This is a genomic window from Streptomyces sp. YIM 98790, assembly GCF_011421595.1.
GTDB lineage: Bacteria > Actinomycetota > Actinomycetes > Streptomycetales > Streptomycetaceae > Streptomyces.
Genome location: NZ_WTLH01000040.1, coordinates 1 through 21,343, shown reverse-complemented (window position 1 = coordinate 21,343; position 21,343 = coordinate 1). Strand labels below are relative to the sequence as shown.

The following is a 21,343-nucleotide window of genomic DNA, read 5'->3' as shown; positions in this document are numbered from 1 at the left end:
GCGACATTCCCGGCGGCCCGATGGCCAGCCGCCCGCTGCACTTCATCTGGCTGCTCGACTGCTCGGCCTCGATGGGCGTCAACGGCAAGATGAGTTCGCTGAACTTCGCCGTGCGCGAGGCCATACCGGAGATGCGCAAGGCCGCGGACGACAACCCGGCCGCGTCGCTGCTGGTCCGCGCCATCACCTTCAGTTCCACGGCGAGCTGGCACGTCCCCACCCCGACCCCCGTGCACGGTTTCGACTGGGCCGACGCCCACGCCGGCGGGGTCACGGCCCTGGGCCAGGCACTCCACCTGGCCGCCGAGGAGATGCGGATGCCGCCCATGCCGGAGCGCGCGCTGCGCCCGGTTCTGGCCCTGGTCTCGGACGGGGTGCCCACCGACGACTGGCGGGCCGGGCTGCGCGCCCTGGACGGCACCCCCTGGGGCAAGCGGGCGGTCCGGATCGCCGTGGCCATCGGGGACGACGCGGACAAGGACATGCTCCGCACCTTCCTGGCCAACCCAGAGCTGGAGCCGCTGGAGGCCCGCAACCCGCGGCAGCTCGTCGCCGCCATCCGCTGGGCCTCCACCGCCGCGGTGAGCGCCGCCTCCACACCCAGCGCGGGCGGCGACGGCCTGCTCACCAAGCAGCTCCCCTACATGCCGACCCAGGTCACGCCCGCCGCCGGACAGCAGCCCGGTGCCGACGTCGACGACGTCTGGTGACCCCGCCCCCGGCCTGGCGGCTGCTGGCGCACAGCGAGAAGGGCGTGGCCAAGAAGTACAGCCAGGACCGGCACCGGGCCACCGCGCTGCACGACGGCCGGTCCCTGGTGCTGGCCGCGGCCGACGGCCACGGCTCCGCCGCCCACTTCCGCAGCGACCTGGGCGCCCGCTGGGCGGTGGAGGTGTTCACCGACTGCGCCGCCGTTTTCGCCACCGAGGCCATGCGCCCGGAGCGGGCGGGCGGACGCGGCTGGAACGCGCTGCACGAGGCCGCGCTGGCGCTGCCGCGCCAGGTGGTGCGGGCCTGGCGGCAGCGGATCGCCCTGCACGAGAGCAACTCCCCCGCCGACGGACGGCAGGGCCGCCACCACGGCGCGCCCGGTCCCGCGTCCGCGGCCCCGGCCTACACGGTCTACGGCTCCACCCTGCTCGGCGCCGTGCTCACCCCGGAGCTGCTGGTCTGCTGGCAGCTCGGCGACGGCGACATCACCCTCGTCCCGCACCACGGGCCGCCCCGGACACTCCTCGACAACGGCCGCCCCGACCTCGGCGACGAGACCACCTCGCTCTGCCTGGACCAGGCATGGCACCACATGCTGGTGCACTGGGAACCGCTGACCGGCCGCGAGCTGCCGCCGTTCGTGCTGCTCACCACCGACGGGCTGGCCAAGAGCTTCGCGGACCGGCAGGGCTTCCTGGACTTCGCCACCGGCGTCCGGGACCGGGTGGTCACCGACGGCGCCGAAGCGGTCCGCGGGCAGCTCCCGCACTGGCTGGGCCAGGCCGCCGCACACTCCGGCGACGACACCACGCTGATCGTCGCCTTCCCGGCAGACGAGAAAGGACGACAGGCTTGAACGGCATGCTGGAGAAGGGTCAGGTCCTCACCGCCGCAAAGGGGCAGCGGATCACCGTGGACCGGATGCTGGGCGCCGGCGGGCAGGGCGAGGTCTACCGCGCCGAGACCCCGGACGGGCCCAAGGCGCTCAAGTGGTATTTCCCCCACCTGGCGGACGCTTCCCGGCGGGACATCCTGGAGACGCTGGTGGCCCGTGGCTGGGGCGACAGCCGCTTCCTGTGGCCGCAGACCATCGTCACCCGGCCGGACGGCCCCGGGCTCGGCTATCTGATGGAGCTGCGCCCGGACCGGTTCGCCGACCTGCCGGCCCTGCTGCGCCGCCGCCCCGAGGTCTCGGCCGTGACCTGCCGCTCGCTGGTCACCACCGCGCTGTACACCGTGGAGGCGTACCAGTCGCTGCACTACCGGGGCGTCGCCTACCGTGACATCAGCTGGGGCAACATCTTCTTCGACCCGCGCACCGGCGACGTGCTGGTCTGCGACAACGACAACGCCGTGGTGGAGGGGCAGTTCGCGGGCATAGCCGGCACCATGACGTTCATGGCGCCGGAACTGGTGCGCAAGGCGGCGACCGGCCAGCCCAGCATCCAGACCGATCTGCACTCCCTGGCCGTGCTGCTGTTCCTGCTGCTGGCCAACCACCACCCGCTGGAGGGCGCCCGCGAGCTGCGCATCCACTGCATGGACGAGGCCGCGCAGCGCCGGCTGTACGGCGAGGACCCGGTCTTCCTGTTCGACCCGGACGACACCAGCAATCAGCCGGTGCACGGCGAGCACGACACGGTGCTGGCCACCTGGGCGTCGCTGCCACCGGTCCTCCAGAAACTGTTCGTGCGGAACTTCACCGACGGGTTGCGCGATCCCAACAAGCGCGTGCGGGAGGCCGAATGGCGGGAGGCGCTGAGCGCGGTGCGGGACGCCGTGGTCACCTGCCAGGGGTGCGGCACGCAGAATCTCGCCGAGCCGGCCGGGCCGCCGCCGCGGTGCTGGAAGTGCCGCACGACGGTGACGCTGCCGCAGTCCCTGGAGCTGAAGGCGGGCACCGGCGGCACCCGCACCCGGCGGCATCTGCGGCTGAACCACGGCGCCCAGCTGTGCGGGCACCACCTCCAGCCCCATCCGGACCGGCACGACTACGCCGATGTGATCGGCGAGGTCACCGAGCATCCCCAGGTGCGGGGCCGGTTCGGGCTCACCAACCGCTCCGGGAACCGCTGGATGCTGCACACCCCGGACGGCAAGGCCCAGGAGGTGCCGCCCGGCCGTACGGCGGCGCTGCGGCCGGGAGCGCTGCTGGAGTTCGGCAGCGGCGCCGAGGGGGTCATCCAGGCCCCCTGACCGGCAGCGGCCCGGACCGGGAAGGGAGAGGAGGGCGGTGCCCGCACGCGTGCCCTGCCGTTTCACGGGGCGGGCCGGCCGCCCCCGGCCCCCCGCAGCCGGCGCAGCCCGGCGATGACGCGGGCCGCCACTCCGGGCAGCCACCAGCGCAGCAGATACACCGCGCGGGGCGTGCGCGGCAGTTCAACGGTGGCCGGGCCGCCCACCACCACGGACGCGTCCGGACGGCCCACCGGCGCCACGGTCACCCGGCAGGCTCCGTGGCCGACCGGAATCCGCGTCCGGGGCCCGGCTCGGTAACGGCTGCGCGGCAGGATCCGCTCACCGGCCGCCCCGTCCTCGGACTGCCAGCGCACCACCACCATCAGCGCCGGCTCCGGCCAGCGGAAGCCGATCTCGGCATGCCGGCCGTCCCCGCCGCGGCGCACGGTGAGGTCCTCGGGGTGGCCGGGCTTCTCCACCACGGCGCTGTCGCCCGCCACCGCCCGGCCGGAGAGCTCGGTGATCACGGTGAGCCGGGCCGCGGCGCCGCTGGGCAGCAGCAGCCGCACGCCGCCGCCCCCGTCGGGCACCTCGGGACCATCGGCCGGCTGCGGGGCCAGCCCGGCGAGCGTGCCGCCGCCGGGCAGCCGTCCCACAGCGGCGGAGACGTCCCGGCCCGGTTCGGCGGCCCAGCCGTGCCAGCGGACCAGCCGGGCCTGCCCGCGCCGGGGCGGGGGCCAGAAGACGGTCACCCGGCCGCTCTCGTCCGGGGGCCGGACGGTGAGCCCGGACACCGGCTCCGGCCAGTCCAGCGCCCGCACGGTGATCTGCCTGCCCGCCGACCAGACGGTGCCGCCGGTGTGGTCCGGATAGCCGCAGCGGACGGTGTAGCGGTACTCACCGGGCGGCAGCGGGCCGTCCGTCAGCTCGCCGAGGTCGCAGGGTACCGGCACCGGCGGCGCGTCCGCCGGGCCGCCGGAACGGACCGCCCGCACCTCGCGCGTACCGGGCAGCGGACGCCAGGTGAGGCGGACGCCGCCGGGCACGGCACGCCCGCGCAGCAGGTGCGCCCCGGGGGCCACGGCCACCGGCCCGGAGCCGCGCGCCGGGCCGGCCGGACAGCCGTCGCGCAGCGGCAGCACGGCGTAGCAGACACGGCGTCCCAGGGGGGCCGTGGAATCGACGGCGTCCTCACCCCGGCGGGCGACCAGCGCCTCGACAGCCTGTTCCGGAGCGGCGGGCGCATAGCGCAGCACCAGCCACTGCTCGGCGGCATCCGCTCCCGGCCAGGCCAGCCGCACCCCGCCGGCCCCCAGCACCTCCCCGGTCACCGGCTCCCCGCCGCCGCGCCGACCGGCCCCGGCCGGTGCCGCCGCCAAGGCGCCACCACCACCCTCCCGCTCACCGCCACCGGCCCCTGCCGCGCTCGCCGCACCGCCCACCGGCCCGGGGGCGTCCGCCGCGTGCTGCTCCGCGCCGGCACCGGTGGCGCCGCTGCCCGCGGCGAGCGCGCGCAGCGCCTCGCCCGCCTCGGGATCGTCGGCCGCGGTCCAGCAAATCCCGAGCCAGACGGCCATCGCCTGGTACGGGCGTCCCTCGGCATGCAGCCGGCGGGCCTGCGCGGCCCACTCCGCCAACTCCTCCCGCGCCCCGCGCAACCGGGCTGTCAGCGCGGCCAGTTCCTGATCCGGCGACTCCTCCGGCAGTCGCCGGGCCAGTGCGGCAGCGGCGTACAGCCGCCGCTCGCGCCATGCCTGGTGGATCTCCTCGGCGGCTTCCCGGACCGGCCCCGGTCCGGGGAAGTCACCGGCCGCGGCCACCGCCGCCGCCAGCGGCCCGGCCTCGCTCGCGTGCACGCCCAGCTCCCCGGCCGCCTCCGCCGAAGGGCCGGTCTCCCGGTCGTGCAGCAGGCAGGCGAGCTGATAGAGCACCAGCCGGCGCAGACCGGCGGGCTGCTCGGCCGCCAGCCGTTCCAGCCTCCTGACCACCCGTGCCGCCCGTTCCGCGCCGCGCCGCCCGGACGCCTCCCAGTCGCGGCGGACCCGCGCGCAGTACGCGGCGTCCCCCCTGTCCCAGGTCTGTCCGGGGCCGGGGAGCCACAGGCCGTCCAGGATCAGGAACCCCTCGTCACCGGCCCGCCGCGCGGGCGCGGGTCGGCCCGGCGAACCGCCCGGCATCAGCAGCTCGGCGGCGTGGCGGCAGCGGAGGTCGCGCAGCGCCCGCTCCAGGGAGCGGTACCCGGGCACCGCCGGATAACGGGGCAGGTCCGGCAGCGGCGGCCGCGGCCCGTCCGGGCGCAGCTCCACGCCGGGCCGCCATCCCTCCCCCGGTTCCCCGGCAGCGGCAGCCGGGGCGCCGGGCGGCGGGGCCGGTGACGGCGGCGGGCCCGGCAGCGCGGGCCGTGCCGTCCTTCTGTTGCGCCGTCGTCGCGGCTGCCTCTGGGTCACCTCGTCCTCGTCCGCTCCGGAGTTCCTCGGGCCACGGTCCGTCAGCCGCCGTGGGTGTAGAAGTAGACCCGCACCACGGCCGTATTCACCGGTTCGCTCAGATCGTGATAGTTCTCACCCGCCAGCTCGGCGGCGAACATCTTCGGGTTGGCCGCGTGGAGCAGCCCGTTGACCTTGGCCGCGTACTGGTTGCCGCCGTAATCGCCCCCGAAGGTCAGGACAAACGCGGCCTCCCGGTCCGGCCACTCCTCGGTGGCCTCGGCGATCTGCCTGCGCAGGTCGCCGTTGTCGGAGCCCCTGACCGAGAACTCCACCGGATTCCGGTCCACCGACCGCGGCCCCTCCGGCTCCTCGGGCGCGTCAGGCTCCTCGGGTTCAGGGTCCTCGGTCTCCGTCTCCTCCGGTTTCTTCGCGGCCAGCGGGTCCGGCTGCCCGCCCAGCGCCACCAGGGTCAGCACCAGCAGCAGATCGGCGAACAGCCAGCCCGCCAGGGCGAACGGGCCCAGCCGGAACCGCCCACCGCCCGGCCGCCGCCGACGGCTCACCGGCCCGTACCGTTCGCGCCCGCGGCGGAACCGGGGCCGACCGGCGCCGGCACCTGCCCGCCACCGGTCAGCTCCCGGAGGCTGGTCTCCAGCCGGGAGGCGGCGTGTTCCCAGTGCGCCGCGGCCACGTCCCAGCGTTCCGCGGCCTCCCGCATGCTGTCCACGGCGTCGTCGGTCCGTGCCGAGCTGGTGGCCATGGCCCGGGAGGCCCGGTCGGTGGATTCGACCGCCTTCTCCGACACACCGCGCAGTTCATGGTGGGCCCGGGTCAGATCGCGCAGCGCGGACTCGATGCGCAGGCCCGCCTCGCCCACCCGGTCGCCGACCCCGCGCACCTCGGCCGCGTTTGCCGCGCTGAGCCGCGCGGTCTCGTCCTGCCCGTTGCGAACCGCACTCTCCAGCCGGTCGGTGGAGGCGTTGAGCGGCACCACGGCGTCCGACAGCCGCTGGGCGGCCTCGCGCAGCGCCTTGGTGGCCCGCTCGGCCGCCGCCACCGCCGATTCGGTGGCCTGCTGCCCCTTGGCGGCCTTGCCGATCATCGCCCGCAGCTCGCCGGCCGCCTTGGTGAGTTCGTCGGCGAACCGCTGCGGGGACCCGGCCAGCTGGGGGGTGACGGCGAGCTGCACCCGGGTGAGCACCGCCACCAGCCGGGCCGCCAGCTGCTCGCGCCGCCGCTCGCGCTCCCGCTCGGCGCGCTCCGACCGGGCCCGGTCGGTGCCGTGCCAGAGGGCGATCAGCACGATGCCCATGATGAGCAGGACGGCGGTCAGCGCGATGTGGTCGAACCGCCCGAAGCCGGACAGCTCGCCCTCGAAGTCGTTGAGCCAGAGCTGGAGGAAGGGCCGGGCGGCCTGCTCGGGGTCGGCTGCCGCGAGTTCGCTGTACGCCTGCCCCGCGGCCCGCAGTCCCCACCAGGTGACCAGCAGCGGGACGAACACCAGCACGCCCAGGAAGCCTTCCAGCCATCCCGCGCGCCGGGTCGCGGCGGGCACCGGACCCTCGGTCAGGCCGTCGGGGCTGCCGAGTGTTCCGACCAGGTCCAGACGCGCCCAGCGGTCGAGATCGCTGCCGGTGTCCAGGTCGTCGGCGAGCGCGATCAGGGCCGTCTTCTGTTCGGAGAGCTCCGGCTCCCTCGCCAGCAGGCGTAACTGATGGGCGAGATCCCCCCGGTTGGTCACCATCCCGCTCGGCAAAGCAGCCCCCTCCCCGCCCGGTTCGGCGGAACGCCAAAACGTGACGATCATCACCTTAGCGGCAGAAGCCCGGCCGGGGGCAAGTGCCGGGATCAGGCCCAGCGGGCGGTGCGGGAGAGCAGCACGGCGGCGGCGGCGGTACCGGCGGTGGAGGTCCGCAGCACGGTGGGCCCGAGCCGGTACGGGCGGGCACCGGCGGCCTCGAAGGCGGCCAGTTCCTCCGGGGCGATGCCGCCCTCCGGGCCGACCACCAGCACGATGCCGCCGTCCTCGGGCAGCGGCGCGGTGGCCAGCGGGGTGGAGCTCTCCTCGTGCAGCACCCCGGCGAAGGCGGCCCCCGCGAGCAGACCGGCCACGTCCCTGGTGGCGGCGGGCCCGGTGATCTCCGGGAAGCGCAGACGCCGCGACTGCTTGCCGGCCTCCCGCGCGGTGGCCCGCCACTTGGCGAGGGACCGGGCACCGCGCTCGCCCCGCCACTGGGTGATGCAGCGGGCGGCGGGCCACGGCACGATCGTGTCCACGCCGGTCTCGGTCATGGTCTCCACGGCCAGCTCGCCGCGGTCCCCCTTGGGCAGCGCCTGGACCACGGTCACGGAGGGCGCGGGCGGCGGCTCACGGCGCGCCTCGCGCACGAGGACGGCCAGCCGGTCCTTGCCCTCCACGGCGGTGACCGTGCCGGCCACGCCGCTGCCGCCGCCGTCGGTGAGGACGATCTCCTCGCCGGTGCGCAGCCGCTTCACCGAGACGGCGTGACGCCCCTCGGGCCCGTCCAGCCACAGCAGATCCCCCGGTCCCGCCCCGGCCGCCGCCTCGCACACGAACACCGCAGCCGTCATCGCCCGTCCCTCCCGCCTTCCCGCTCCACACGCCCGATCATGCCCCACCTCCGCCCGCCACGCCGGGCTCCGCAGGACGGCGCGACGGGAAGCGGCGCCACCGCCGGTGAACAGCCCGCGCGTCGCGGTCCGTGCCCGCCGGTCCGGACAGCCGCCGGGACCCGCCCGCACGCGGGAAGCACAGCTCCCGGCGGCCACCAGCGGCCCGGCCCACACGCGACCCGGCAGCGCCGGCACCTGCAGCGCAGCGGCTAGCGGCCGTTGAAGGCGTCCTTCAGGCGGGAGAAGAGACCCTGCTGGCCGGGCTGGAACTGACCGGCCGGGCGTTCCTCGCCGCGCAGCTCGGCCAGCCGGCGCAGCAGTTCCTCCTGCTCGGGGTCGAGCTTGCTGGGCGTCTGCACCTCCACATGCACCACCAGGTCACCGCGCCCGTTGCCGCGCAGATGGGTGACGCCCCGCCCGCGCAGCGGGATCGACTGGCCGGACTGGGTGCCCGGGCGGATGTCGATCTCCTCCGTCCCGTCCAGGGTCTCCAGCGGCACCTTGGTGCCCAGCGCCGCCGCCGTCATGGGCAGGGTCACCGTGCAGTGCAGATCGTCCCCGCGGCGCTGGAACATCTCGTGCGGCTTCTCGCGGATCTCCACGTACAGGTCGCCGGGCGGTCCGCCGCCCGGTCCCACCTCGCCCTCGCCGGCGAGCTGGATGCGGGTGCCGCTGTCCACCCCGGCGGGGATCTTGACGTTGAGGTTGCGGCGCGCCCGCACCCGGCCGTCGCCCGCGCACTCCGGGCACGGGCTGGGCACGATGGTGCCGAAGCCCTGGCACTGCGGGCAGGGCCGGGAGGTCATGACCTGGCCCAGGAAGGAGCGGGTCACCTGGGAGACCTCGCCCCGGCCGCGGCACATGTCGCAGGTCTGCACCGAGGTGCCGGGGGCGGCGCCCTCGCCGTTGCAGGTCTTGCAGACCACCGCCGTGTCGACCTGGATCTCCTTGGTGGTGCCGAAGGCGGCCTCGCTCAGCTCCACCTCCAGGCGGATCATGGCGTCCTGACCGCGCCGGGTGCGCGACTTCGGGCCGCGCTGGGCCGCCGTGCCGAAGAAGGCGTCCATGATGTCCGAGAAGCTGCCGAAGCCGGGGCCGAAACCGCCCGCCCCGGCGCCGCCGGCGCCGCCGACCGGGTCCCCGCCCAGGTCGTACATCTGCTTCTTCTGCGGATCGGAGAGCACCTCGTAGGCGGTGTTGATCTCCTTGAACCGCTCCTGGGTCTTCGGATCCGGATTCACATCCGGGTGCAGTTCCCTGGCCAGGCGGCGGAACGCCTTCTTGATCTCCTCCTGGGAGGCGTCACGGCTGACGCCCAGAACCGCGTAGTAGTCAGTCGCCACTTATTTCTCCGCGAGGATCTGTCCGACGTACCGGGCCACAGCGCGTACGGCTCCCATCGTTCCGGGGTAGTCCATCCTGGTCGGGCCGATCACACCGAGCCTGGCCACCGCCTCCTGCCCGGTACCGTAGCCGACCGTCACCACAGAGGTGGAGGTCAGGCTCTCGTGGGGATTCTCGTGCCCGATGCGTACCTGCATCTGGGCGTCCTTGGTCTCGCCCAGCAGCTTGAGCAGCACGACCTGCTCCTCCAGCGCCTCCAGCACCGGCTGGAGGGTGAGCGGGAAGTCGTGGGTGAGGCGGGTGAGGTTGGCCGTGCCGGCCACCATCAGGCGTTCCTCGGTCTCCTCGACCAGGGTCTCCAGCAGGGTGGCCAGCACCGAGTTCACGGTCGGCCGGTCCTCGCGGTCGAAGGACTCGGCGAGGTCCTGCACCAGCAGGGGGACCTGGTTGAACGGCTCGCCCGCCACCCGGGCGTTCAGCCGGGCGCGCAGATCGGCCAGGCTGCTCTCGCCGATCTGCGCCGGGCAGTCGATCACCCGCTGCTCGACCCGGCCGGTGTCGGTGATCAGCACCAGCATCACCCGGGCGGGGGCGAGCTGGAGCAGCTCCACGTGGCGGACCGTGGAGCGGGTGAGCGAGGGGTACTGCACGATCGCGACCTGCCGGGTGAGCTGCGCCAGCAGCCGCACCGTCCGGCCCACCACGTCGTCCAGGTCCACGGCGCCGCCCAGGAAGTTCTGGATGGCGCGGCGCTCGGCCGGGGACAGCGGCTTGATCTCGGCCAGCCGGTCCACGAACAGCCGGTAGCCCTTGTCGGTGGGCACGCGGCCGGCGCTGGTGTGGGGCTGGGTGATGTAGCCCTCCTCCTCCAGTGCGGCCATGTCGTTGCGCACCGTGGCCGGCGACACGTTCAGGTTGTGCCGCTCGGTCAGCGCCTTGGACCCCACGGGTTCCTCGGTGCCCACGTAGTCCTGGACGATCGCCCGCAGGACCTGAAGCCTCCGCTCACTCAGCATGCCGCACACCTCCCGTCCGGCCGTCCGTCCGCCGCCTGCTGCTGGCCCCTGGCACTCCCTGCCACAGAGTGCCAGCCTCCCTGGGCCAGTGTACGGCCGGGTACCACAGCCAGGGAAAGTGCGGCCTACCCGACGGTATCGTGCTGTGCGCACGTATCGGCCGCCGCAGGGCTAACCTCGCAGCGTGGAGAGCTCTTGGGAAGACCCCGGGAACGGCGGCTGGGAAGAACTGGCGCCCGGCGTCGTCCGCCGCCGCCTGCCGGGCTGGGACGCCACCGTCGGGGCGGTGGCCGGTGAGGACGCGCTGCTGCTGGTGGACGCCGGGGCCACCCTGGGCACCGGCGCACGGCTCCGGCAGGTCCTGCACGACCGGTTCTCCGTGCCGCTGCGGCACGTGGTGCTCACCCATCCGCACTTCGATCACGCCCTCGGGGCCGGTGCCCTGTCCGGGGCGGAGGTCTGTGCCGCCGTCGGCTTCTCCTCCCTGCTTTCCCCGGCGGGCCGCCGGCAGATCGTGGAGGACGCGGTACGGCACGGGCTGGCCCGGGACACCGCCGAGGAGGCCGCGGAGGCCCTGCCGGTGCCACGGCACGAGGTGTCGGGGGAACTGGTGATCCCGCTGGGCGGGCGGCGGGCGGTGCTGCTGAACGCCGGGCCGGCCCACACCGCGCACGATCTGGCCGTGCTGGTGCCGGGCGACGGGGCCGGGCCGGACGTGGTCTTCTGCGGCGATCTGGTGGAGGAGTCCGGCGAGCCGCAGGCCGGGCCGGACGCGCACCGCGCCTGGTGGCCGGCGGCGCTGGACCGGCTGCTGGACTTCGGCGGCCCGGACGCCCGCTACGTCCCGGGGCACGGCGCGGTGGTGGACGCCGCCTTCGTGCGCACCCAGCGGGACGACCTGGCCCGCCGCTTCCGCGTCTCCCCCGCCTGACATCCCGCCCGGCACCGGGCCGGACACCGGGCCGGACACCGGCCTCGCCGCCCGCGGCCTATCCTCGGCGGGTGGACAGGTACTCCGATGTCGACCTCACCCCGCCCGGGAGGCGCCGGCCCGCCCCGCTCCCCCGGGTTCCCGCCGACCCCGGCCTGGTGGTCGAGGACTCCCTCACCGGCTTCTGCGGGGCCGTGATCCGCACCGAGGGGACCACCGTCACCCTGGAGGACCGCTTCGGCCGGCACCGGGTCTTCCCGATGGAGCCGCGCCGCTTCCTCATCGACGGCAGGCCGGTCGATCTCGGCCCGCCCCGGGCGTCCCGCCCCGCGGAGGGCACCGGCCGCACCGCCTCCGGCTCGGTCGCGGTGCCCGGCGCCCGGGCCCGGGTCGCCCGCGCCGGGCGCATCTATGTGGAGGGCCGGCACGACGCCGAACTGGTGGAGAAGGTCTGGGGCGACGATCTGCGCGTCGAGGGCGTGGTGGTGGAGTACCTCTCCGGCATCGACGACCTGCCGGCCGTGGTCGAGGAGTTCGCCCCCGCCGCCGGTGCCCGCCTGGGGGTGCTGGTCGACCACCTGGTGCCCGGCTCCAAGGAGTCCCGGATCGCCGCCGCGGTCACCGGCCCGCATGTGCTGGTCGCCGGCCATCCCTTCGTGGACATCTGGCAGGCCGTGAAGCCCTCGGCGCTGGGCATCCGTGCCTGGCCGGTGATCCCGCCCGGCCAGGACTGGAAGACCGGCGTCTGCCGTGCACTGGGCTGGCCGCCGGACACCGCCGCCGCCTGGCGCCGCATCCGGGCCGCCGTCCGCACCTGGAAGGACCTCGAACCGGACCTGCTCGGCCCCGTCGAGCACCTCATCGACCACGTCACCGCCCCGGAGTGAGCCGGGGCCGGAACGCCGGCGCCCCGCACCCCGGTGCCGGTGCCGGTGCCGGTGCCACGGCCCAGGTCAGTCGGTGAGGTCGCGGATCACGGCATCGGCGAGCAGGCGGCCCCGCAGGGTCAGCACGGCCTGGCCGGCGGCGTGGCGGGCGGGGTCGAGCAGGCCGTCGGCGACGGCCTGCCGGGCGGCGCGCCGCGCGGCCGGGGTGAGCAGGGTCAGCGGGCAGCCGTCGGAGAGCCGCAGCCGCAGCATGATGCGTTCGATGCGCCGGTCCTCGGCGGTCAGGGTCTCCCGCCCGGCCCCGGGCGAGCGGCCCGCCGCCAGGGCGGCGGCGTAGGCGGCCGGGTGCCGGACGTTCCACCAGCGGGTGCCGCCGACGTGGCTGTGGGCGCCGGGGCCCGCGCCCCACCAGTCGGCGTCCCGCCAGTACAGGTCGTTGTGCAGGCAGCGCCCGGCCGGCGAGGCGGCCCAGTTGGAGACCTCGTACCAGGAGAAACCGGCGGCGGACAGCATCTCCTCGGCGATCAGGTACCGGTCCGCGTGCTGGTCCTCGTCGGTGGGCGGGATCTCGCCGCGCCGGATGCGCCGGGCCAGCCGGGTGCCCTCCTCCACGATCAGCGAGTAGGCCGAGATGTGGTCCGGACCGGCGGACAGCGCGGCCTCCAGGGAGGCGCGCCAGTCGTCGTCGCTCTCCCCCGGGGTGCCGTAGATCAGGTCCAGGTTGATGTGCTCGAACCCGGCGGCACGGGCCTCGGCCACGCACTCCTCGGGGCGGCCGGGGGTGTGGGCGCGGTCCAGCACCCGCAGCACATGCGCGCGGGCGGACTGCATGCCGAAGGAGATCCGGGTGAAGCCGCCCCGGCGCAGCGCGGCCAGATACGCCGGGGTGACGCTCTCCGGGTTGGCCTCGGTGGTGATCTCCGCGTCCGGGGCGAGGCCGAACTCCTGGCGGACGGCGTCCAGCATCCGCACCAGGTCCCCGGCGGGCAGCAGGGTGGGGGTGCCGCCGCCGAAGAAGACGGTGCGGGCCGGGCGCGGGTCGTCCCCGAGCACCTTGCGGGCCAGCCGGATCTCCTCGGTCAGGGCGGCCGCGTAGCTCTCGCGGGAGCCCGTGCCCGAAGCCGCGCCGGCGGCGGCTGCCGCGCCCTGGCCGGACCGCAGCTCGCTCGGGGTGTAGGTGTTGAAGTCGCAGTACCCGCAGCGGGTGGCGCAGTAGGGGACGTGCAGGTAGAAGCCGAGCGGGCGGTCCGCCGCGCCGCGCAGGGCGGAGGGCGGCAGCGCGCCGGACGCGGGCACGGGCTCGCCGTCGGGTGGTGCGGAGGGCATGGGCTCCATTGTCCCGCATCCGCCCCGCCCGCACGGAAGGGCCGGAAGGGGCCCGGAACGGCGGGACCCGGAACGGCGGAAGGGGCCCGCCGCACGCCCCCGGGCCCCGGGGGCACCGGAAGGAGCGGCGGGCCCGCACCGGCCTACGCGCGGGCGCCCGCGTACATCTCGTCGATCAGCTCGCGGTACTCCTTCTCCACCACCGGGCGCTTGAGCTTCAGGCTCGGCGTGAGCTCACCGTGCTCCACGTCCAGGTCGCGCGGCAGCAGCCGGAACTTCTTGATCGTCTGCCACTTCTGCAGCCCGGCGTTGAGCTGCTGCACATAGCCGTCGACCATCGCCACGGTCTTGTCGTCGGCGACGATGTCCGCGTACGGCTTGCCGCCCAGGCCGTTCTCCGCGGCCCACCCGGCCAGCGCGACCGGGTCCAGAGCGATCAGCGCGGTGCAGAAGTTCCGGTCCGCGCCGATCACCAGGATGTTCGACACGTAGGGGCAGACCGCCTTGAACCGGCCCTCCACCTCGGTGGGCGCGATGTACTTGCCGCCGGAGGTCTTGAACAGGTCCTTCTTGCGGTCGGTGATCCGCAGGTAGCCGTCCTCGGAGAGCTCGCCGATGTCACCGGTGTGGAACCAGCCGTCCGGCTCCAGCACCTCGGCGGTCTTCTCCGGCAGCCCGTGGTACCCCTCCATCACGCCCGGGCCGCGCAGCAGGATCTCGCCGTCGTCCGCGATCCGCACCTCCAGGCCGGGCAGCGCCTTGCCCACGGTGCCGGTGCGGTAGGCCGTGCCCGGGTTGACGAAGTTGGCGGCGCTGGACTCGGTCAGGCCGTAGCCCTCCAGGATGTGGATGCCCGCGCCGGAGAAGAAGTAGCCGATCTCCGGGGCCAGCGCGGCCGAGCCGGAGACGGCGGCGCGCAGCCGGCCGCCGAAGCGGGCCCGCAGCTTGGTGTAGACCAGCCGGTCGGCGACGGCATGCTTCATCCGCAGCCCCAGCGGGGCGGAGCGGGTGCCGGTGCGCCGGAAGTTCTCCTGGGTGACCCGGCCGTACTGCTTGGCCACCTCGGCCGCCCAGAGGAAGATCCGGTACTTGGCGGCACCGCCCTCCTTGGCGGCGTTGGCGGCACCGTTGTAGACCTTCTCGAAGATCCGGGGCACGGCCGCCATGGTGGTCGGCCGCACGACCGGGAGGTTCTCCACGATCTTCTCCACCCGGCCGTCCACCGCGCAGACGTGCCCGACCTTGATCTGGCCGGAGATCAGCACCTTGCCGAAGACGTGGGCCAGCGGCAGCCACAGGTAGGCGACGTCCTCCGGCTCCAGCAGGTCGACGGCGGCGATGGCGTGGCCCATGTAGGCCCAGCAGTCCTGCCGCAGCCGCACGCCCTTGGGGCGGCCGGTGGTGCCGGAGGTGTAGATCAGGGTGGCGAGCTGCTCGCGGCGCAGGCCCTGGACGGTCTCGCGCACGCTGTCCGGGTGCTTCTCCAGGTACTCCTTGCCGCGCTCGGCGAGCTCGGCCAGGGAGAGCACCCAGCCCTCGGGCTCGCCCTCGGCGGTGGCCGCGCCGTCCGGGTCGATCACCACGACGCTGGTCAGCTCCGGCAGCTCGGCGCGGTGCTCGCGGACCTTGGCCAGCTGCGCGGCGTTCTCCGCGATGAGCACCCGGCTGCCGGAGTCCTTGAGGATGTAGGCGGTCTCCTCGGCGTTGGTCTGCGGGTAGACGGTGGTGGTGGCGCCGCCGGCGCACATGATGCCCAGGTCCGCCAGGATCCAGTCGACCCGGGTGGTGGAGGCGATGGCCACCCGCTCCTCCGGGCGGATGCCGAGGTCCATCAGGCCGGCGGCGATCGCGAAGACGCGCTCCGCCGCCTCGGCCCAGGTGTAGCCGCGCCAGTCGTCCGGCCCGCCGCCCGGGGAGGGCACCGGGTAGCGGTAGGCCTCGGTGTCCGGGGTCGCCTCGACCCGGTCGAGGAACAGATGCGCCATGGACGGCGGGCGGTTCTCGATCGGGCTCTGCTTCTCGCTCACGTGTTCCTCCGGGTCCCGCACTGCTGGGTACTCACGGGTAACCGTGAGTGGCGCTCAGACTAAGGGCGTCCTGACGGCTCTGTAAGGGGCCGTGCGGCCGCCGATGCCAGGATGTTGTCTTTCATTGTCCGGCATCGGACCAGTACGGGACAGATACTGTGCGGGCGGCACAGGGCGCACTGTGCCGCTGCCCTGCGCGGCCGGACGGGCCCGGCGGCGTCGCGCCCCCGCCCGTCCCGCGAGCGGGGGCGCGACCGAGCGTGACCGGCTCAGGCGCCGGAGAACGGGCCGAGGACGCTCGGCACGCCGCCGAGCAGGTTCTCGCCGCCGGCCGGCGCCGGACACAGCCCGGCAACCTGGCCCACCGCACCGGTGACCGTGCGGTCCATCCCGGCATTGAGCCTCGCCACCGGGTCCTGGCCGGTGGCCGCCGGCTGCTCGGACATGGTCAGCGTGTCGTCCATGACCCGGTGCAGTCCGCCGACCGTGGCGCACACGGTTCCGATCACGTCCGGGGCCTGAACGGCGCGCGGGGAGGCGGACGCGGCCGAGGCGGCGGTCCCCACCGCCATCAGCGACCCCGCGAGCACCGCTGCCGTCTTCGCGTACTTCACGTCGGGTTTCCCTTCCGCGGCGGCCTGCTGCGCGGACACGGCCCTCTGCCGCCCGGATGCCGCCGGCACCCTGCACAACGGCCGGCCGGCGGGCCCGGAAACCGGGGGCGGTGAGGACCCACCCGAATGCCGCAGCCCCGCGAGGCGCTGATCGGATCAACGCCCGCGGGGCCGCGGTGCGTGCGGGGGCGGGTGCGGGGGGCCGTGCGGGCTACTTCTTGCCCTTGCCGCCCTCCCCGGCGCCGCCGGAGTCGGAGGACAGCGCGGCGATGAAGGCCTCCTGCGGCACCTCCACCCGGCCGACCATCTTCATCCGCTTCTTGCCCTCCTTCTGCCTCTCCAGCAGCTTCCGCTTCCGCGAGATGTCACCGCCGTAGCACTTGGAGAGCACGTCCTTGCGCAGCGCGCGCACGGTCTCGCGGGCGATGACCCGGGCGCCGATGGCCGCCTGGATCGGCACCTCGAACTGCTGCCGGGGGATCAGCTCCCTGAGCCTGCCCGCCATCCTCACGCCGTACGCGTACGCCTTGTCCTTGTGCACGATCGCGGAGAAGGCGTCCACCTTGTCGCCGTGCAGCAGGATGTCCACCTTCACCAGGTCGGCGGTCTGCTCGCCGGTGGGCTCGTAGTCCAGCGAGGCGTAGCCGCGGGTCTTGGACTTGAGCGCGTCGAAGAAGTCGAAGACGATCTCGGCCAGCGGCAGGGTGTAGCGCAGCTCCACCCGCTCCTCGGAGAGGTAGTCCATCCCCCGCATGGTGCCGCGCCGCGACTGGCACAGCTCCATGATCGCGCCCACGTACTCGCTGGGCGCGATCAGCGTGGCCCGCACCACCGGCTCGTACACCTCGGCGATCTTGCCGGCCGGGAACTCGCTGGGGTTGGTGACCACGTGCTCGGTGCCGTCCTCCATGATCACCCGGTAGACCACATTGGGCGCGGTGGCGATCAGCGACAGGCCGAATTCGCGCTCCAGCCGCTCCCGGATCACCTCCAGGTGCAGCAGCCCCAGGAACCCGACCCGGAAGCCGAAGCCCAGTGCGGCCGAGGTCTCCGGCTCGTAGACCAGGGCGGCGTCGTTGAGCTGGAGCTTGTCCAGCGCCTCGCGCAGATCCGGGTACTCCGAGCCGTCCAGCGGATACAGGCCGGAGAACACCATCGGCTTGGGGTCCTTGTAGCCGCCCAGCGCCTCGGCGGCGCCGCGGTGCAGGGTGGTGACGGTGTCGCCCACCCGGGACTGGCGGACGTCCTTCACCCCGGTGATCAGATAGCCCACCTCACCCACGGCCAGGCCGTCGGCCGCGGTCATCTCCGGCGCGTTGGTGCCGATCTCCAGCAGCTCGTGGGTGGCGCCGGTGGACATCATCTGGATCCGCTCGCGCCTGCCGAGCCGGCCGTCCACCACCTTCACATAGGTGACCACGCCCCGGTAGGCGTCGTAGACGGAGTCGAAGATCATGGCGCGGGCGGGCCCGGCGGCGTCGCCGACCGGCGGCGGCACCTGCCGGACCACATGGTCCAGCAGCTCGGGCACGCCCTCGCCGGTCTTGGCCGAGACCCGCAGCACGTCCTCGGGCTCGCAGCCGATCAGGTGCGCCAGTTCGGCGGCGAACTTCTCCGGCTGCGCGGCGGGCAGGTCGATCTTGTTCAGCACCGGCACGATGACGAGGTCGTTCTCCATGGCCAGGTAGAGATTGGCCAGGGTCTGCGCCTCGATGCCCTGGGCCGCGTCCACCAGCAGGATGCAGCCCTCGCAGGCGGCCAGCGAGCGCGAGACCTCATAGGTGAAGTCGACGTGGCCGGGCGTGTCGATCATGTTCAGGATGTACGGGGTGCCCTCGACCTCCCAGGGCATCCGCACGGCCTGGGACTTGATCGTGATGCCCCGCTCGCGCTCGATGTCCATGCGGTCGAGGTACTGCTCGCGCATCTGCCGCTTGTCGACCACCTCGGTGAGCTGGAGCATCCGGTCGGCGAGGGTCGACTTGCCGTGGTCGATGTGCGCGATGATGCAGAAATTGCGGATCACGGCCGGTTCGGTACGGCTCGGTTCCGGCGCATTCGTAAGTGTCGTCGCGGGCACGCGGGGTCCTGGTCCTACTCGGGTGGTCGGGCGGCGCCCGGCTGGCGGGCGCCTCGTCCGTCCATGGTCCCATGGCGCGGGCCCGGCACCGGCCGAGGGCCGCCACCGGGCCGATTGGGAGCCGCGGTGTCCCCGCTGGTAGGCTGGGCGACTGCCTCCGCACCGCACCGGCACGCCGTCTGGCCGCCGCCGGCCCGCTGCACCGAGGCGATTCGAATCATCCGAACCTGCAAAGGCTCATTTCGTGGCGAACATCAAGTCCCAGATCAAGCGGATCAAGACCAACGAGAAGGCGCGGCTGCGCAACAAGGCGGTCAAGTCCGAGGTGAAGACGGCCATCCGCCGCACCCGCGAGGCCATCGCCGCCGGCGACGCCGAGCAGGCGGCCGCGGCCGCACGGGTGGCCTCCCGCAAGCTGGACAAGGCCGTCAGCAAGGGCGTCCTGCACAGGAACAACGCCGCCAACCGGAAGTCGGCGCTGGCCAAGCAGGTCGCCGCCCTCTCGAAGTGACGCGAGGCGCCTGACCCGCCCCGGCCGGCCCACGGATCCGGACCGGCGGTCCCTCTCACCGCCGCCCGCTCGCACGATCCGTCCGCGCGCCGCACCGTCCCGACGTTCGCCACGTGGTGCGGTGCGCCAGGCGGGCCGCCCGGCACGGTCTGCCGGAAGGCCCCGGAGCACCCGTCCCGGCAGGGGCGGCGCCCGGGGCCTTTCCGCTGCCCTCCTCCCTCCGCAGCGCGCCGGTTCCGACCGGAAGCAGAGGGGCATCAGCCCTTGCGGAGGGGTAACTTGACACCATGTCGATACCGGTGGGACCCCAGAATCCCTACCAGCCCGACGGCCGGCAGCCCGGTGCCGGCGGGTACGGATTTCCGCAGCAGGCCCAGCCGAACAACCCCTACGCGCAGCCCCCGGCCGCCCCTCCGCCGGGCATGTCCCCGTACGGCCCCGGAGCCCTGCCCCTTCCGGGGGCCGGAGCCGGCGGAGCCGGGCGCGGGCGCGCGGGGTGGCTGTGGGGAGGGCTGGCCGGTGCGCTGCTGGCCTCGGCGGGATGGGCCGGTGCGCTGCTGCTGACCGGCAATCCCCCGTTCGCCCGCGCCGGCTCCCCGGATTTCGCCGGCAACCACTACGTCGAGGACCTGTGCGAGGTCGCCGGTTTCGCCGCCTTCGAGGAGCGCTACGGCGAGCCGGACACCGAGGCGGAGCCCACCGGCTTCTCGCACGAGGACCGGGACGCCTCGCAGTGCTCGGTCACCTACCCCGCTGGGGCGGAATACGGCTCCGTCTACGTCACCCTCGACGCCACCTGGCACCGGGCGGTGGACCCGGCCCCGTACTTCGCCGGCACATGGGAGATGTACAACCTCTACGGAAGTGACGGCTACGCCTACGACGTCGGGCCCTACGAGAAGGGGCCCGGCGACGAGGCATACCTGGTGACCAGCACCGACACGGCCGAGGACCGGGTCGTCTCGGTGAGCCTGGCGGTGCGCGAGGGCTGGCTGGAGCTCTCCCTGTCCTGGAGCGACTGGACCGGAGGGGAAACCGCCGGGGAGGAGATCACCGAGATGCTGCACCAGTCCGCCGTGGACACCCTGGCCGCCCTGAAGGAATCCGGCGGCGGCTGAGCGGCACGCTGCGGCGGGCCCGTGCAACGGCCGTGCCGTGCCGCCGGGCAGGGCCTCCGGGCAGGGCACCCGGGCAGGGCACTCCTCAGCGCCGGGAGCGGGCGGCCCGCGCGATGGCCACCACCGCCTTCTCCAGCGCATAGGCCGGATCATTGCCGCCGCCCTTGACCGCGGCGTCGGCCTCGGCCACCGCCCGCAGCGCCGCCGCCACCCCGTCCGCGCTCCAGCCGCGCATCTGCTGCCGCACCCGGTCGATCTTCCACGGCGGCATGCCCAGCTCCCGGGCCAGATCCGCGGGCCGCGCCCCGGAGGGCGCCGAGGCCAGCCGCCCGATGGACCGCACGCCCTGCGCCAGCGCACTGCTCACCAGCACCGGGGCCACTCCCGTGCCCAGGGCCCAGCGCAGCGCCTCCAGCGCCTCGGCGGCCCGGCCCTCGACGGCGCGGTCGGCCACCGCGAAACTGGTCACCTCCGCCCGGCCGGTGTAGTACCGGGCGACCACGGCCTCGTCGATCACCCCGTCCACATCGGCGACCAGCTGGGCGCAGGCAGAGGCCAGCTCGCGCAGATCGCTGCCCAGGGCGTCCACCAGCGCCTGGCAGGCCTGCGGCGAGGCGCTGCGCCCGGCGGTGCGGAACTCGTTGCGCACGAAGGCCAGCCGGTCGGCGGGCTTGGCCAGCCGGGCGCACGGCACTTCGCGCGCTCCGGCCTTGCGGGCCGCGTCCAGCAGGCCCTTGCCCTTGGCGCCGCCCGCGTGCAGCAGCACCAGGATGATCTCCTCGGCCGGATCCGCCAGATAGGCCTTGATCTCCTTCACCGTGTCGGCGCCCAGGTCCTGCGCCTGCCGGACCACCACCACCTTGCGCTCGGCGAACAGCGAGGGGCTGGTGAGCCCGGCCAGCACGCCGGGCTGGAGCTCGCCCGGCGCCAGATCCCGGACGTCCGTCTCCGGGTCGGCGGCCCGCGCCGCCGCCACCACCTCCCGCACGGCACGGTCCAGCAGCAGCTCCTCCTGGCCCACGGCCAGGGTGAGCGGCGCCAGCGCCCCCTGCGCACCCGTCGTCCTGCCTGCGTTCCTCGCGTTCCCGGCCATCCCCCACAGCATCCCACGGGCCACCGACAGCCCCGGCGCGGGCGGGTTCCGGGCGGTGTGCAGAATGTCGGCGTGACCGACGCACGACACATCCTGGTGCTTCCGGACCGGGACACCGCCGAAGAGGCCGCGGAAGAGGTGGCCGAGCTGCTCGACCTGGAGGAGTGGCCCCCGGTGGTGCGGGAGGCCCTGGCGGGCGACGACGACGCCGAGGACGCCCAGTGGGTGATCGTGGTGGAGGACCCCGGGGGCCGCCACGACGCGGACCGGCTGCGCGCCCTGGCCGAGGAGTACGACGGCTGGCTGGAGCGCGACTGACCGGCCACTGACCGCCGCCGGCCCGGCGGCCTCTTCCGCTGCTGCCGCGTGCATGCGCGCCGAGCCCGGCGCCACCGCCGGCGGCCCGGTGCGCCCGCAGGTGGCGGACGGCCGCCGCACGCTCGG

The 21,343-nt window shown here is 74.4% G+C and carries 19 protein-coding genes; 8 read left to right on the top strand and 11 right to left on the bottom strand.

What is annotated here, in order from left to right; genetic code table 11:
• Positions 1-20: 20 nt before the first annotated feature.
• Genes GQS09_RS09845 through GQS09_RS09835 form a run of 3 tightly spaced genes read left to right on the top strand, consistent with a single transcriptional unit; the run spans position 21 to position 2,907 of the window.
• On the top strand, positions 21-710 hold the full coding sequence (locus GQS09_RS09845; protein ID WP_165985636.1) for a tellurium resistance protein: 690 nt from the start codon (positions 21-23) through the stop codon (positions 708-710).
• Positions 707-1,567 carry a protein phosphatase 2C domain-containing protein gene (locus tag GQS09_RS09840; RefSeq protein ID WP_165985623.1) on the top strand — a complete coding sequence of 287 codons (861 nt, stop codon included), beginning with the start codon at positions 707-709 and terminating at the stop codon, positions 1,565-1,567. The genes GQS09_RS09845 and GQS09_RS09840 overlap by 4 nt, the downstream gene beginning before the upstream one ends.
• A gap of 5 nt (positions 1,568-1,572) precedes the next feature.
• Positions 1,573-2,907 carry a serine/threonine-protein kinase gene (locus GQS09_RS09835; protein ID WP_243761266.1) on the top strand — a complete coding sequence of 445 codons (1,335 nt, stop codon included), beginning with the start codon at positions 1,573-1,575 and terminating at the stop codon, positions 2,905-2,907.
• 62 nt (positions 2,908-2,969) lie between these two features.
• Here GQS09_RS09835 and GQS09_RS09830 read toward each other — a convergent pair whose 3' ends face one another.
• From GQS09_RS09830 to hrcA, 6 genes are all read right to left on the bottom strand, one after another.
• Positions 2,970-5,195, bottom strand: coding sequence for a hypothetical protein (locus tag GQS09_RS09830; protein ID WP_165985621.1), 2,226 nt, complete (start codon positions 5,193-5,195; stop codon positions 2,970-2,972).
• A 182-nt stretch (positions 5,196-5,377) separates the two neighbouring features.
• On the bottom strand, positions 5,378-5,881 hold the full coding sequence (locus GQS09_RS09825) for a hypothetical protein (protein ID WP_165985620.1): 504 nt from the start codon (positions 5,879-5,881) through the stop codon (positions 5,378-5,380).
• Positions 5,878-7,062: a hypothetical protein gene (locus GQS09_RS09820; RefSeq protein WP_165985619.1), complete on the bottom strand. Its 1,185-nt coding sequence runs from the start codon at positions 7,060-7,062 to the stop codon at positions 5,878-5,880. Before GQS09_RS09820 ends, GQS09_RS09825 begins: the two co-directional genes overlap by 4 nt.
• Before the next feature lie 104 nt (positions 7,063-7,166).
• Positions 7,167-7,910 carry a 16S rRNA (uracil(1498)-N(3))-methyltransferase gene (locus tag GQS09_RS09815; RefSeq protein WP_165985618.1) on the bottom strand — a complete coding sequence of 248 codons (744 nt, stop codon included), beginning with the start codon at positions 7,908-7,910 and terminating at the stop codon, positions 7,167-7,169.
• A 251-nt stretch (positions 7,911-8,161) separates the two neighbouring features.
• Entirely contained in the window at positions 8,162-9,295 is a 1,134-nt protein-coding gene (gene dnaJ, locus GQS09_RS09810) for a molecular chaperone DnaJ (protein WP_165985617.1), read from the bottom strand.
• Positions 9,296-10,312, bottom strand: coding sequence for a heat-inducible transcriptional repressor HrcA (hrcA, locus tag GQS09_RS09805; RefSeq protein WP_165985616.1), 1,017 nt, complete (start codon positions 10,310-10,312; stop codon positions 9,296-9,298).
• Between the two features lie 184 nt (positions 10,313-10,496).
• Here hrcA and GQS09_RS09800 point away from each other — a divergent pair, with 184 nt between their 5' ends.
• Positions 10,497-11,243, top strand: a complete 747-nt coding sequence (locus tag GQS09_RS09800; protein ID WP_165985615.1) for an MBL fold metallo-hydrolase — start codon at positions 10,497-10,499, stop codon at positions 11,241-11,243.
• Between the two features lie 71 nt (positions 11,244-11,314).
• Positions 11,315-12,130: a DUF3097 family protein gene (locus tag GQS09_RS09795; protein ID WP_165985614.1), complete on the top strand. Its 816-nt coding sequence runs from the start codon at positions 11,315-11,317 to the stop codon at positions 12,128-12,130.
• A gap of 66 nt (positions 12,131-12,196) precedes the next feature.
• Here the strand turns inward: GQS09_RS09795 and hemW are convergent, their stop codons facing one another.
• From hemW to lepA, 4 genes are all read right to left on the bottom strand, one after another.
• Complete coding sequence (gene hemW / locus GQS09_RS09790; RefSeq protein WP_165985613.1) at positions 12,197-13,456, bottom strand: radical SAM family heme chaperone HemW; 1,260 nt, start codon at positions 13,454-13,456, stop codon at positions 12,197-12,199.
• A 143-nt stretch (positions 13,457-13,599) separates the two neighbouring features.
• Positions 13,600-15,441 (bottom strand): AMP-dependent synthetase/ligase, encoded by a 1,842-nt coding sequence (locus GQS09_RS09785; protein WP_207957644.1) that lies wholly within the window; start codon positions 15,439-15,441, stop codon positions 13,600-13,602.
• A 311-nt stretch (positions 15,442-15,752) separates the two neighbouring features.
• Positions 15,753-16,097, bottom strand: a complete 345-nt coding sequence (locus GQS09_RS09780) for a hypothetical protein (RefSeq protein ID WP_165985611.1) — start codon at positions 16,095-16,097, stop codon at positions 15,753-15,755.
• 211 nt (positions 16,098-16,308) lie between these two features.
• Positions 16,309-18,177, bottom strand: a complete 1,869-nt coding sequence (gene lepA / locus GQS09_RS09775) for a translation elongation factor 4 (protein WP_165985610.1) — start codon at positions 18,175-18,177, stop codon at positions 16,309-16,311.
• 244 nt (positions 18,178-18,421) lie between these two features.
• Here lepA and rpsT point away from each other — a divergent pair, with 244 nt between their 5' ends.
• Together rpsT and GQS09_RS09765 are read left to right on the top strand one after the other, a co-directional pair.
• Complete coding sequence (rpsT, locus tag GQS09_RS29300; RefSeq protein ID WP_165985609.1) at positions 18,422-18,688, top strand: 30S ribosomal protein S20; 267 nt, start codon at positions 18,422-18,424, stop codon at positions 18,686-18,688.
• Between the two features lie 287 nt (positions 18,689-18,975).
• Positions 18,976-19,806, top strand: coding sequence for a hypothetical protein (locus tag GQS09_RS09765; protein WP_165985608.1), 831 nt, complete (start codon positions 18,976-18,978; stop codon positions 19,804-19,806).
• An 85-nt stretch (positions 19,807-19,891) separates the two neighbouring features.
• Here the strand turns inward: GQS09_RS09765 and holA are convergent, their stop codons facing one another.
• The gene (gene holA / locus GQS09_RS09760) at positions 19,892-20,899 is read right to left on the bottom strand and encodes a DNA polymerase III subunit delta (protein WP_165985607.1); all 1,008 of its coding nucleotides are present in this window, start codon (positions 20,897-20,899) and stop codon (positions 19,892-19,894) included.
• Between the two features lie 72 nt (positions 20,900-20,971).
• Between holA and GQS09_RS09755 the strand changes: the two genes are divergently transcribed.
• Positions 20,972-21,217, top strand: a complete 246-nt coding sequence (locus tag GQS09_RS09755; protein WP_165985606.1) for a hypothetical protein — start codon at positions 20,972-20,974, stop codon at positions 21,215-21,217.
• Positions 21,218-21,343: the final 126 nt, after the last annotated feature.

Coding starts and splice junctions, on each gene's coding strand:
- holA (WP_165985607.1), bottom strand. CDS start 20,899: ATGGCCGGGAACGCGAGGAACGCAGGCAGGACGACGGGTGCGCAGGGG.
- hemW (WP_165985613.1), bottom strand. CDS start 13,456: ATGCCCTCCGCACCACCCGACGGCGAGCCCGTGCCCGCGTCCGGCGCG.
- hrcA (WP_165985616.1), bottom strand. CDS start 10,312: ATGCTGAGTGAGCGGAGGCTTCAGGTCCTGCGGGCGATCGTCCAGGAC.
- GQS09_RS09785 (WP_207957644.1), bottom strand. CDS start 15,441: ATGGCGCATCTGTTCCTCGACCGGGTCGAGGCGACCCCGGACACCGAG.
- GQS09_RS09815 (WP_165985618.1), bottom strand. CDS start 7,910: ATGACGGCTGCGGTGTTCGTGTGCGAGGCGGCGGCCGGGGCGGGACCG.
- GQS09_RS09845 (WP_165985636.1), top strand. CDS start 21: ATGGCCAGCCGCCCGCTGCACTTCATCTGGCTGCTCGACTGCTCGGCC.
- GQS09_RS09820 (WP_165985619.1), bottom strand. CDS start 7,062: ATGGTGACCAACCGGGGGGATCTCGCCCATCAGTTACGCCTGCTGGCG.
- GQS09_RS09835 (WP_243761266.1), top strand. CDS start 1,573: ATGCTGGAGAAGGGTCAGGTCCTCACCGCCGCAAAGGGGCAGCGGATC.
- GQS09_RS09765 (WP_165985608.1), top strand. CDS start 18,976: ATGTCGATACCGGTGGGACCCCAGAATCCCTACCAGCCCGACGGCCGG.